This window comes from Streptomyces rubradiris (assembly GCF_016860525.1).
In the GTDB taxonomy this organism is placed as follows: domain Bacteria; phylum Actinomycetota; class Actinomycetes; order Streptomycetales; family Streptomycetaceae; genus Streptomyces; species Streptomyces rubradiris.
Map to the genome: position 1 here is coordinate 1,011,597 of NZ_BNEA01000001.1, position 12,273 is coordinate 1,023,869.

Genomic DNA, 12,273 nt, shown 5'->3' on the forward strand with positions numbered 1-12,273 from the left:
TACCTCCGTGCTCTTTCGCTTACTGGTTGCCGCAGGCCGACACGGCGGACGTGTCCAGCCAGGGCAGGTCATGCCCCATCCGGTCCCGCTTGGTGCGCAGGTAGCGGAGGTTGTGCTCACCGGCCTGGACGGGCATCGGCTCCCGGCCGGTGACCTCGATGCCGTGGCGCCTGAGGGCGTCGGTCTTGTCGGGGTTGTTGGTCATCAGCCGGACCTCGCGCACGCCGAGGTCGGCGAGGATGCGGGCGCCGGCGCCGTAGTCGCGGGCGTCGGCGGGCAGGCCGAGTTCCAGGTTGGCGTCCAGGGTGTCGTGGCCCTGTTCCTGGAGTTCGTAGGCGCGCAGCTTGGACAGCAGGCCGATGCCGCGTCCCTCGTGTCCGCGCAGGTAGACGACGACTCCGCGGCCCTCCTGCTGGATGCGGCCGAGCGCGGTGTCCAGCTGGGGGCCGCAGTCGCAGCGCAGGGAGCCGAAGACGTCGCCGGTGAGGCATTCGGAGTGGACGCGGACCAGGACGTCCCGGCCGTCGCCGAGGTCGCCGTGGACGAGGGCGACGTGCTCGACGCCGTCGACGGTGGACCGGTAGCCGTAGGCGGTGAAGGTGCCGTGCCGGGTGGGCAGGCGGGTGGCGGCCTCGCGGCGGACGGTGGGCTCGCTGCTGCGGCGGTAGGCGATCAGGTCCTCGATGGAGATGATCGTCAGGCCGTGCTTGCGGGCGAACGGGATCAGCTCGGGCAGGCGGAGCATCCGGCCGTCCTCGCCGGCGATCTCCACGATGGCGCCGGCCGGGCGCAGGCCCGCGAGCCGGGCGAGGTCCACGGCGGCCTCGGTGTGGCCATTGCGGGCGAGGACGCCGCCGTCCCTGGCGCGCAGCGGGAAGACGTGGCCGGGGCGGACGAAGTCGGTGTACTCGGCCGTGCCGCTCGCGAGCAGCCGGAGCGTGGTGGCGCGGTCGGCGGCCGAGATGCCGGTGCTCACACCGTGCGCGGCGGTGGCGTCCACGGAGACGGTGAACGCGGTCTTCATCGACTCGGTGTTGTCCTCGACCATCTGCGGCAGCCGCAGCCGGTCCAGTTCCCCGCTCTCCATGGGGGCGCAGATCAGTCCCCGGCACTCGCTCATCATGAAGGCGACGATCTCGGGGGTGATCTTCTCGGCGGCCACGACGAGGTCGCCCTCGTTCTCCCGGTTCTCGTCGTCGACGACGACGATCGGGCGTCCGGCGGCGATGTCGGCGATGGCCTGCTCGACCGGGTCGAGCGCGAAGTCGCCGATGTCGTGGGTGTCGTGGAGGACGGGTGCCGAGGTCATGCCGGCGCTCCTTCCAGTGCGGGCCGCGCGGCCTTGCGGGAACGCAGCCACCAGTCGCGCATGCCCCACAGGACGAGTGCGCCGTAGATGACGTAGACGAAGCCGGAGAAGGCGTAGCCGTTGGCGAAGTTCAGGGGGACGCCGACCAGGTCGACGAGGAGCCAGGCGAACCAGAACTCGACCATGCCCTTGGCCTGGGCGTACATCGCGACGATGGTGCCGACGAAGATGTAGGCGTCGGGCCAGGGGTCCCAGGACAGGGACGGGTAGGCCTGGAACAGCAGGGCGACGGCGACCGTGCCGGCCCCGGCGGCGGCGACCATGGCCGCGCGCTCGCGCCAGGAGGCGAACCGGGGGGTGATCTGGCCGTCGCCGGACCGGTTCCGGGTGCGCTGCCACTGCCACCAGCCGTACAGCGCGACGGCCATGACGACGACCTGCTTGCCGGCGCTGCCGGTCAGATGGCCGTAGAAGGCGGCGAACAGGACGAGGCCGGAGAGGAACTGCACCGGCCAGGTCCACAGGGAGCGGCGCCAGCCGAGGGCGAGGGTGATCAGGCCCAGGACGTTGCCGGTCATGTCCGACCAGATGATGTGCTGGCCGAAGAGGGTGAACGCCTCGGAGTTCAGCCAGTTCACCGGCCGGCCTCCTGTCCGTGCGCGAGCAGCCGCTCCACGTACTTGGCGATGACGTCCACTTCGAGGTTGACCGGGTCGCCGGGCTGCTTCACGCCGAGCGTGGTCAGGGCGAGGGTGGTCGGGATGAGGCTGACCGTGAAGTGGTCCCGGGCCGCCTCCACTACGGTCAGGCTGATGCCGTCGACCGTGATGGAGCCCTTCTCCACGACGTAGCGGGAGAGGTCCGCGGGGAGGGAGATCTTCACGATCTCCCAGTGCTCGGAGGGGGTGCGGGCCAGGATCTCGCCGGTGCCGTCGACGTGTCCCTGCACGATGTGTCCGCCGAGGCGGGCGCCGACGGCGGTGGGGCGTTCCAGGTTGACGCGGGAGCCGACGGCGAGCGCGCCCAGGCTGGAGCGCTTCAGGGTCTCGGCCATGACGTCGGCGGTGAACTCGTCGCCCTCGTGCTCGACGACGGTGAGACAGACCCCGTTCACGGCGATGGAGTCGCCGTGCCGGGCGCCCTCGGTCACGACGGGGCCGCGCAGCCGGAAGCGGGAGGCGTCGCCGAGGTTCTCGACGGCGGTGACCTCACCCAGCTCTTCGACGATTCCGGTGAACACTTCCCGGGTCCTCCTGCCTCTTCGGGCACGGACTCCGGGGCTGTCGATGACGACAGAATCCACGGGTGAGCACACACCGAGAGGCGTCGCCGAACGGACGCGTCCGCGCAGGGACGAGCCTCGGTACGGCGGCGCGCACACGGATACACGTATGCCCGCCCGCCGCGCACTGCCTCCCATCCGGACTTTAACCGTCGGTCCAGGAATTTCACCTGGTCAACCGGCCGCTGGAAGCGACCGGGTCGCGGACTGTAACCGCCGGTTCGGACTTTCACCGACCCCGGAGTGCGCTGCTTCTGGTACAGGCCCAGTGTGCCACGCCCGCCACTCGTCCATACGGGTGGGTCGTGTGGCCTCCCTCACAGTGCGTACCGACGCCCTGGCGCCGCGCGACCGTCGCGGAGAACCGGTCGCCGGGTCAACGGAGTCGAGGTTGGTCCGGACCATTGACCGTACTGGTCTAGTCCTCTTAGGGTGCGGTCGGGCTCGGCGGCGGTGACGACGGCCCTTGCCCGCCGCCGGGCCGCCAGTACGGGCACCGTCGTGCGCGTACGAGGCGACGGCCGGTCGCCTCCCTCCCCGCCGGGACCGGCCGGTCCGTCCGGAGCCGGGCGCGCCGCCGGGCGTCCCGGCTGCGCGGATCACTCGCCCTGCCGCGCCGCCGCGGGCCTCCCGCCCGTGGCGGCCGGGCGCACGGCGGCGGGCCGCCGCCCCGTCGGCACGATGAGCGCGGCGGCACCGGCCACCGCGGCGGCGAGGGCGAACCCCCAGCCGTACCCGACTGCGCCGATGAATCCGCCGAGCAGCGGCGGAGTGAGGGAGGCGGTCAGGTTCTGGCCCGTGTTCTGCACGCCCATGGCCCGTCCGGACCAGGCCCGGCCCGCGAGCTCCGCGGTGGCGGTGAAGGCCAGCCCGTTCGTGCTCGCGGTGATGCCGCAGGCGATGATCATCGCCACGTCGGACAGCGGGGAGGGCCACACCGCGCCGAGGGCGGTCGCCGCCATCACCGCGGCGATACCGAGGGACAGCCGGCGCATCGGCCGGACCCGGCTGCCCACGCGGTCGGACCAACGCCCCGCCACGACGCGCGAAAGGGCGCCGAGCACCTGCGCGAGCGCGAGGAGCTGACCGGCGTGCACGGGGCTCCACCCCCGCACCTCGACCAGGAACACCAGGCCGAAGGCGCTCGCGGTGAACTGGGGGACGCACAGCAGCGCGCTGGAGGCGTGGATCCGCCACAACTCCGGGCGCCGGTACGGGTTGTCCGCGCCGGACCCGTCGGCCGCGGGGTCCGCCGGCCGCGGCGGGTCCGCCGCGCACACACCGACGAGCACGGCGACCGTCCCGCACAGCGCCGCCGCGAAGACGATCGTGCCGGTCAGCCCGGTCCACTCGGCCAACGAGGGCACGGCCAGGGCGGCGATGCCCATGCCGAGCGGGGTCGACGTCTGCCGGATTCCCATGGCCAGCCCGCGTTCCCGCGCGGAGAACCACCCGATCACCAGACGCCCGCTCGCCGCGTACACGGAGGCGCTCGCGGCGCCCGCCAGCGCGAAGAGCGCCCCGAGCGTGACCAGTCCGTGCGGGGCCGAGGCCAGCGCGAGAAGCACCGTCGTCGCCGCGAGCCCGGAAGCGATGACGATCCGCTCCCCGTACTTGTCCGCCAGCGCGCCCCAGGCCACAAGGGTGAGCACGAGCCCCACGGTGGGACAGGCCACGATCAGGCCGACCTCGGCCAGTGACAGCCCGTTCGCCTCCCTCAGCTCGGGGGAGAGGTAGGGCAGTCCGTAGACGAAGACACAGGCCACCGTCTGCGCCGAGGTCCCCAGCGCCAGCATGATCCAACGCCGCACAGCACGCCTCCCTCGATGGGTCGGTGGAGGAGTGAGACTATGGCACCGAACCCATATATCGAGACACCCCGTCTCGCATTCTGGTCACTCAGGGCGACGCCGGCTGTGGTGTTCCGGCGGCCCGAACAGCTCGTCCTGCGCGCGTTCCCGCGCGGTGAGCAGCGCCCCGCGCAGCACGGCCGCCCCGCCGAGGCCGCTCGCCCGCACCTCCGTGGCCAGCGGCGACATCCGGCGCAGCCGCTCCCCCACCAGGTCGGCCAGCACCGCTCCCCCGGCCCGGCCGACCTCCCCGCCGAGCACCACGCAGCCGGGGTCCAGGACGGCCGCCACCGAGGCCGCGCCGATGGCGATCCGGTCGGCCAGGGTGTGCAGGAAACGCTCGTCGGCCGCGGCCGCCCGCGCCACCGCACCGCGCACCACCCGCGCCGCCTCCACCCCGTCCGCCGCGCCACGCACCACCCGCGCCACACCCGGCCCGTCCACCGGCCCGTCCGGCCTGTCTGCCGTCCCGTCCGCCGGCCCGTCCACCGTCCCGGGCACCGGCAGTCCGCACTCCGCGGCCAGCGAGACGACCGCCGCCGCCCCGGCCAGCGAGTGGAAGCCGCCGTCGCAGTCGGTCGCCGAGGGCAGCGTGCTCGTGCCCGGGACCGGCAGGAAGCCGATCTCGCCGGTGCCGCCGGAGGCACCGCGGCGCAGGGTGCCGTCCAGGACGACGGCGGCGCCGACGCCGTGCCCCAGCCACAGCAGGACGAAGGTGTCCCGGTCGCGGGCGGCGCCCTCGCGCTGCTCGGCCAGGGCGGCCAGGTTCGTCTCGTTCTCGACGGTCACCCGGGCGCCGGGCAGCCGGTCCTGGAGGGCGGCGACCAGGCTGCGGTGCCAGGCGGGCAGTCCGGCGGAGTCCCTGAGGTCGCCGGTGGCCGGGTCGATCAGGCCCGGCGCCCCGATGCCGACCGTGTGCAGCCGGTCCGCGCCGCCCTCCTTCACGGCCCGCTCCACCGCGGCCACCGCCCGCTCCACGGCCGGCCCGGTCCCGGTGTCCCCGCCGATCGGCGCGGACGCCTCGGCGAGCACCCGCCCGAGCAGGTCGGAGACGAGGACGAGGACGCCTTCGGTGCGCACGTCGAGCGCGGCGAGGTGGGCGCGGCCGGCGACGATGCCGTAGACCCGGGCGTTGGGACCCCGGCGCTGTTCCCCCGACTCGCCGACCACCGTGATCAGGCCGGCGGCCGTGAGCCGGTCGACCAGGTCGGCGACGGTCGGCCGGGACAGGCCGGTCAGCTGCTTCAGCTGCCCCGCCGTCAGCGGGCCTTCCTGCTGCAACAGCCGCAGGGCCAGCCGGTCGTTGAGGGCCCGGGCGGTGCTGGGTGATGCGGGCATGTCGGGAATCCTCCCAGATCGCTGCGGACCGGACGGTCGTACGCCTCGCAGGGCCGCCGCCCTATCTATCAGGCAGGGTTCCTGATAATTTACGCGCCGGATTGCCGCGAGGGTCGGCCGGGGAGGGACAGGAACATGGGTGACATGAGCCCCGCACGCGAGGAGGTCCGGCGCGCCCGGTATGCCGTGGCGGCCGTGTTCGCGGTGCACGGCTCCGTGACCGGGTCGTTCGCCACGCGGGTGCCCTGGATCCAGGACCATGCCGGGCTGAGCGCCGGGCAGCTGGGGTTCGCGCTGGCCTTCACCGCGTTCGGCGCGGCGTGCGCGATGCCGCTGGCGGGCCGGGTGACGCACCGGTTCGGCAGCCGTACGGCCCTGCGCGGGCTGCTGGCGATGTGGACGCTGGCCCTGGTGCTGCCGTCCGTCGCGCCGAACCTGGTCACCCTGTGCCTGGCGCTGTTCGTCTACGGCGCCTCCTCGGGCATGGCCGACGTCGCGATGAACGCGCTCGGTGTGGAGGTCGAGCGGCTGCTCGGCAAATCGGTGATGTCCGGGCTGCACGGCATGTGGAGCGCGGGCGCCCTGACCGGCTCGGCGGCCGGCACCCTGGCCGCACATCTCGGCGCGGACGCGCGGGCGCACTTCGCGCTCGCCTCGGCCGTCCTCACCGTGCTCGGCTGCGCGGTCTGCGCCTGGGTGCTTAACGTCCAGCCCGCCGAGGACGAGGAGCCGCCGCCGCGGTTCGCGCTGCCGCCGCGCTCGGCCCTGCTGATCGGCGCGGTCGGGTTCTGCGCGGTGTTCGCCGAGGGCGCGACCCTGGACTGGTCGGCGGTGTTCCTGCGGGACCGGCTGGACGGCTCGGCCGGGCTGGCGGCGTCCGCCACGACCGGCTCCATGCTGACCATGGCCGTGGCCCGGATCGCCGGGGACGCGGTGGTGAACCGCTTCGGCGCGGTCCGTACCGTGCGGGCCGGCGGGGCGCTGGCCGTGCTGGGCGGGCTGCTGATCGTGCTCGCGCGGCACCCGGCATCGGCGATGACCGGGTTCGCGCTGATGGGGCTCGGCATCGCGGTGGTCGTCCCGCTGTGCTTCGCCGCCGCCGGACACGCCGGCCCCAACCCGAGCCAGGCCATCGCGGGCGTGGCGACCGTCACCTACACCTCCGGGCTGATCGCGCCGAGCCTGATCGGCGGGGTGGCCCAGGCGACCAGCCTGATGGTGTCCTTCTGCGTGGTGACGGCGCTGGCCTGCGGGCTCGTCCTGTTCTCGGGCGTCCTGCGCGCCGCCGAACGCGGGGACCGCGCGAAGGCCGGTCCGCAGAGCGCGGCGGTGTCCGGACCGCACTCCTGAGGCGACCGGGTATGTGAACCAAGTTCACATACCCGGTCGTGTGGGCGGAGAACCGCCGCTTACCCGCACAATGGTTCGGACCGTCCTGATGTACGTAAGAAAGCGAAACCCCACCATGGACCTCGGCGTGCGCTGGAAACTGCACGGTGACGGGCGCACGCCCGCTCCCGGAGCGGTGGTACGCCCCGACGAACGGCTGTCCTGGCCCCGCACCGTGGGCCTGGGCGCCCAGCACGTGGTCGCGATGTTCGGCGCCTCCTTCGTGGCCCCCGTACTCATGGGCCTGGACCCGAACCTGGCGATCATGATGTCGGGCGTGGCGACCGTGATCTTCCTGCTCGCCACCCGCGGCCGGGTGCCGAGCTACCTCGGCTGCTCCCTGTCGTTCGTGGGCGTGGCCGCCGTCATCCGCGCCCAGGGCGGCACCAGCGCGACCGTGACCGGCGCGGTGCTCGTCGTCGGCGCGGTGCTGTTCCTGGTGGGCCTGGCCGTGCAGCGGTTCGGCGCGCGGATCATCCACGCCGCCATGCCGCCGATCGTGACCGGCGCCGTCGTCATGCTGATCGGCTTCAACCTGGCCCCGGTGACCGCGTCCACCTACTGGCCGCAGGACCAGTGGACCGCCCTGCTGGTGATGCTCTTCACCGGGCTGGCAGTCGTCTGCCTGCGCGGTTTCTGGTCGCGCATCGCCATCTTCCTGGGCCTGGTCTTCGGCTACGGCATCTCCTGGGCCTTCGACCGGGTCTTCGGCAAGATCCACTCCGTGGGCCCGAGCGGCAAGGTCACCGACCACTGGCGCCTGGACCTGTCCGCGGTCTCCCACGCCGACTGGATCGGGCTGCCCCATCTGCACGGGCCGTCCTTCCAGTGGTCGGCCGTCCTGGTCGCCCTGCCCGTGGTCATCGCCCTGGTCGCGGAGAACGCGGGCCACGTCAAGGCGGTCGGCGAGATGACCGGCGACCCGCTGGACGACAAGCTCGGCACGGCGATCTCCGCCGACGGTGTCGCCTCGGTGCTCTCCACCGCCGTCGGCGGTCCGCCGAACACCACCTACTCCGAGAACATCGGCGTGATGGCCGCGACCCGCGTGTACTCCACCGCCGCCTACTGGGCCGCCGCCGGCTTCGCGCTGCTCTTCGGCCTCTGCCCGAAGTTCGGCGCGGTCGTGGCGGCCATCCCGGGCGGGGTGCTCGGCGGCATCACCGTCATCCTCTACGGCATGATCGGCCTGCTCGGCGCCCAGATCTGGATCAACGCCAAGGTGGACCTGCGCAACCCGCTGAACCTGGTCCCGGCCGCCGCCGGCATCATCATCGGCGTCGGCAACGTCTCGATGAAGTTCACCGACACCTTCTCGCTCAGCGGCATCGCCCTCGGCACCCTGGTCGTCATCACCGGCTACCACGCGCTGCGCGCCTTCGCCCCGGCCCACCTGAAGACACAGGAGCCGCTGCTGGACGAGGGCACGTCGACGTACGACACGGAGGCGGACGCGGAGACCGGCTCGCGGGCGGACACCCGGGCGCCGCACGCCAAGTCCTAGCCGGCGCTCCCGCCTTGCGCCGTTCCCCCGTTCCGGGGAAGCACCGGGCCGGTCGGCACGCCGGCCGGCACCGGGCTGGGACGCTTCCGCCATGGCTTCCCCCCTGGCGCGGCCCGCGGCACCCACCACCCCCGTCGACGCCGTCGTGGCGCGGATGCGCGCCCTGGACGCGGCCCTGCCCGCGCGGGACGGCGTCGCCGTGTTCAACCGCGTCTACCTCACCGTCACCGAGGAGGTCGGCCGGCGGCTGGGCGCGGGCGAGTTCCCCGATCCACGGGCGGCGGGCACCCTGGACGTGCGGTTCGCCGAGCGCTATCTGACGGCGGTCGACGCGGCCGACGAGGACCGCCGCCCGCCCGCCTGCTGGCGCCCGCTGTTCCAGCTCCGCCGCCACCCCGGGGTGCGCCCGCTCCAGTTCGCGCTGGCCGGCGTCAACGCCCACATCGGGCACGACCTGGCCCTGGCCGTGGTCGACACCTGCCGGACGCTCGGCTGCGAACCGGCCGCTCTGGAGGACGAGTTCGACCGGGTGGGCGAACTGCTCGTGGCGCTGGAGGAACGCGTCCGCGAGGACCTGATGCCGGGCCCGGACCTGCTCCAGCTCGCCGACCCGCTCACCCATCTGCTGGGCTCGTGGAGCCTGGAGCGGGCCCGGGACGCGGCCTGGGCGGCGGCCCGCGCCCTGTGGGCGCTGCGGCACTGCGGCGGGATCGCCGAGGAGTTCACCGAACGGCTGGACGCGGCGGTGGGGTTCGCGGGCCGGATGCTGCTGACTCCCCTTCCCGGCTGAAGGGTCGGAAAGGCGCGGGCGGCCGGAATCCTGGTCCGGCCGCCCGCGCCTCGGCTCGTCTCCCGGGTCAGTCCTCGGGAAGCTCCACCGGGGCGATCTCGTCGTAGACGTCACCCGGGCCCGGGTTCGACGGGTCGGTCGTGCCGCCGAAGTGGTGCATCACGCCCCACACCGCGTTCAGCGCGGTCTGCACGGCACCCTCGGCCCAGCCGGCCGTCCAGGAGATGTCGTCGCCGGCGAGGAAGATGCCCCGCTTGTCCTCGGGCAGCCGGTCCTGCATGAAGTGGGTGAACAGGCGCCGCTGGTAGCGGTAGTGGCCGGGCAGGTTGGCCTTGAACGCGCCCATGAAGTAGGGCTCGTTCTCCCAGGAGATCGTCACCGGGTTGCCGATGATGTGCTTGCGGATGTCGACCTTCGGGTAGATCTCGCCGAGCGACTTCAGCATGACCTCCATCCGCTCGTTAGCGGACAGCGGCAGCCACTTCAGGCTGTCGTCGCACCAGGTGTACGACAGGCAGATCACGGCGGGCTTGTCGGGGCCGTCGTCGAGCAGGTACGTACCGCGGGTCATGCGGTCGGTGAGCGTCATCGACATGACGTCCCGGCCGGTCTCCTCGTCCTTGTCCAGCCAGAACGGCCGGTCCACGGGCACGAAGAGCTTGCTGGACTCCATGTAGTGGGTGCGCTCGATCGCGGTCCAGTGGTCGATCGGGAAGAGGGAGTCGTCGCAGGCGATCTTGGACAGCAGCATCCAGGACTGGGCGGTGAAGATCGCCGCCTGGTAGGTGCGGATGTCGCCGTTCGCGTCCGTCACGGTGATCCGGTTGCCCGCGGTGCGGTGCAGCCGGGTCACGGCCGGGCGCGGCTCGCCGCCGGTGTGCAGGGACTTCAGCGAGGTGCCGTGCGGCCAGTGCACGATCTTCTCCGGCTCCCGCTCCCACAGGCGCAGCGGCAGCTGCTGGGAGCCGCCGACGATGCCGCGGTGGTGGTCGTCGGCCTCGGTGTAGACGACGCGCAGGATCTCCAGGATGGAGTTCGGGAAGTCGGTGTCCCAGCCGCCGGTGCCGAAGCCGACCTGGCCGAAGATCTCCCGGTGCCGGAAGGACTTGAACGCCTCGGAGTCGCACAGGAAGCCGTAGAAGGTCTGGTTGTCGAGCTTCTCGACCAGCTTCGCCCAGATCTCCCGGATGCGCGGCACGTCCCGCTCGCGCATCGCGCGGTTCATGTCGGAGAAGTCGGCGCCCTCCTCCAGGCACTTGTTCCAGGCCGCGGCGACATCCCGGTACACCTGGGGCAGGTCGTCGATGGTGACGGCGTAGTGCGACTCGCCCTTGAGGTCGACCACGGTCGACGGGGTGGCCTCGGCCAGCGGGTTCGGGAAGGGCCTGGTCTCCAGGCCGACCAGGTCGATGTAGTGCTGGAGGGCGGTGGAGGACGGCGGGAAGCGCATCGCGCCCATCTCAGCGGTCAGCGAGTCGTCGCAGCCGTCGAAGCCGACCGTGCGGAGCCGGCCGCCGATCTGGTCGGCCTCGTAGACGACGGGCTTGAGGCCCATCTTCATCAGCTCGTAGGCGGCGACGATGCCGGACAGGCCGCCGCCGATGACCGCGACCTCGGTGCCGTGCTCGGTCGCCGGGATCTGGCCGAGGCCCGCCGGGTGGGCGAGGAAGTCGTCGTAGGCGTAGGGGAAGTCCGGGCCGAACATGGTGATCGGCGGCTGCTGCTCGTCGGTGTGCTCGACGGCGTTGGGCACCGTGGACGTCATGGGGGTACGGACTCCTTGCGTGGTGGAACAGGGTGAGGCTGTTGCGGCCGCTCGCGCGCGGCTCTCCTTCGCGGTCGGTCCGCGGCTCAGACCAGGGACCCGTACAGACCGGGGCGGCGGTCCGCCAGGTACGGGTTGTTCTCCCGGGAGGCGGCCAGGAAGGCGGGGTCGGCGTCGGCGAGCACGAGCTGCTCGGCGCGGCCGGCACGGGTGCGGGCGACGCCGTCGGGACCGGCGAGGACGGACAGGCCGACGAACTCGAACTCCCCTTCCTCACCGACCCGGTTGACGTACGCGACGTACATCTGGTTCTCGAAGGCCCGCACCGGGATCATCGACTCGGCGACGAACTGGAAGGGATGCATCTGCGCGGTCGGCACGACGAGGAGGTCGGTGCCGGCCAGGGCGTGGGCCCGGACGTTCTCCGGGAACTCGACGTCGTAGCAGATCAGCAGGCCCACGGTGAGGCCGTTCAGCTCGGCCTGGACGACCTGCCGCTCGCCCGGCGTGAAGTGGTCGCGCTCGAAGCAGCCGAAGAGGTGGGTCTTGCGGTAGTTGGCGAGCCGGGTGCCGTCGGCCGAGATCAGCTGGGCGGAGTTGAAGACGGTGTCGCCGTCGCGCTCCGGGTAGCCGTAGACGAGGGCCAGGCCGTGCCGGGTGGCGATCTCGGCGACCGCGTCGGCGGAGTCGCCGTCGGCGGGCTCGGCGAGGCGGGCGATGTCGTCGCCTATCGCGTACCCGGTGAGGAACATCTCCGGTGCGGCCAGCAGCCCGGCGCCCGCGGCGGCGGCGCGGCCCGCGGCCTCGTCGAGGACCTTGAGGTTCTCGGCGATGGAGCCGGGACGGCCGGAGCTCTGGAGCAGGGCGGTGCGCATGCGTGATCCTCACCGGAACGGGGGGGTTGGGGGTCAGGAAGACGGTACGGGCGGTGTGCTCGGCCGGACAAGAAGGAGCCGTTGCGCGCGCGTGCGCAGTTCGTTGCGCGGAATCCGGACTGGGCGGCGATTTGTTGCGCGGTCCAAGTGAGGGCGGCGGAAGGGCGCGGA

At 72.7% G+C, this 12,273-nt stretch carries 10 protein-coding genes and 1 riboswitch; of the genes, 3 read left to right on the top strand and 7 right to left on the bottom strand.

Annotation, left to right across the window (positions count from 1 at the left end):
* Positions 1-19: 19 nt before the first annotated feature.
* From Srubr_RS04715 to Srubr_RS04735, 5 genes are all read right to left on the bottom strand, one after another.
* Positions 20-1,309: a bifunctional 3,4-dihydroxy-2-butanone-4-phosphate synthase/GTP cyclohydrolase II gene (locus Srubr_RS04715; protein ID WP_189996329.1), complete on the bottom strand. Its 1,290-nt coding sequence runs from the start codon at positions 1,307-1,309 to the stop codon at positions 20-22.
* Positions 1,306-1,947: a nicotinamide mononucleotide transporter family protein gene (locus tag Srubr_RS04720; protein ID WP_189996328.1), complete on the bottom strand. Its 642-nt coding sequence runs from the start codon at positions 1,945-1,947 to the stop codon at positions 1,306-1,308. The genes Srubr_RS04715 and Srubr_RS04720 overlap by 4 nt, the downstream gene beginning before the upstream one ends.
* The gene (locus Srubr_RS04725) at positions 1,944-2,549 is read right to left on the bottom strand and encodes a riboflavin synthase (protein ID WP_189996327.1); all 606 of its coding nucleotides are present in this window, start codon (positions 2,547-2,549) and stop codon (positions 1,944-1,946) included. The genes Srubr_RS04720 and Srubr_RS04725 overlap by 4 nt, the downstream gene beginning before the upstream one ends.
* Positions 2,550-2,711: 162 nt before the next feature.
* A riboswitch (FMN riboswitch) is annotated at positions 2,712-2,842 on the bottom strand.
* A gap of 348 nt (positions 2,843-3,190) precedes the next feature.
* Complete coding sequence (locus Srubr_RS04730) at positions 3,191-4,402, bottom strand: MFS transporter (protein WP_229926726.1); 1,212 nt, start codon at positions 4,400-4,402, stop codon at positions 3,191-3,193.
* 84 nt (positions 4,403-4,486) lie between these two features.
* Complete coding sequence (locus Srubr_RS04735) at positions 4,487-5,779, bottom strand: ROK family transcriptional regulator (protein WP_189996326.1); 1,293 nt, start codon at positions 5,777-5,779, stop codon at positions 4,487-4,489.
* Between the two features lie 144 nt (positions 5,780-5,923).
* Between Srubr_RS04735 and Srubr_RS04740 the strand changes: the two genes are divergently transcribed.
* From Srubr_RS04740 to Srubr_RS04750, 3 genes are all read left to right on the top strand, one after another.
* Entirely contained in the window at positions 5,924-7,129 is a 1,206-nt protein-coding gene (locus tag Srubr_RS04740; RefSeq protein ID WP_373313538.1) for an MFS transporter, read from the top strand.
* A 115-nt stretch (positions 7,130-7,244) separates the two neighbouring features.
* Positions 7,245-8,672: a uracil-xanthine permease family protein gene (locus tag Srubr_RS04745; RefSeq protein ID WP_189996324.1), complete on the top strand. Its 1,428-nt coding sequence runs from the start codon at positions 7,245-7,247 to the stop codon at positions 8,670-8,672.
* A 91-nt stretch (positions 8,673-8,763) separates the two neighbouring features.
* The gene (locus tag Srubr_RS04750; RefSeq protein ID WP_189996323.1) at positions 8,764-9,462 is read left to right on the top strand and encodes a DUF5995 family protein; all 699 of its coding nucleotides are present in this window, start codon (positions 8,764-8,766) and stop codon (positions 9,460-9,462) included.
* A gap of 67 nt (positions 9,463-9,529) precedes the next feature.
* Here Srubr_RS04750 and Srubr_RS04755 read toward each other — a convergent pair whose 3' ends face one another.
* Together Srubr_RS04755 and Srubr_RS04760 are read right to left on the bottom strand one after the other, a co-directional pair.
* Positions 9,530-11,227: a flavin monoamine oxidase family protein gene (locus Srubr_RS04755; RefSeq protein ID WP_189996322.1), complete on the bottom strand. Its 1,698-nt coding sequence runs from the start codon at positions 11,225-11,227 to the stop codon at positions 9,530-9,532.
* An 86-nt stretch (positions 11,228-11,313) separates the two neighbouring features.
* Positions 11,314-12,102 (bottom strand): carbon-nitrogen hydrolase family protein, encoded by a 789-nt coding sequence (locus Srubr_RS04760; protein ID WP_030620182.1) that lies wholly within the window; start codon positions 12,100-12,102, stop codon positions 11,314-11,316.
* Between the last annotated feature and the right edge of the window lie 171 nt (positions 12,103-12,273).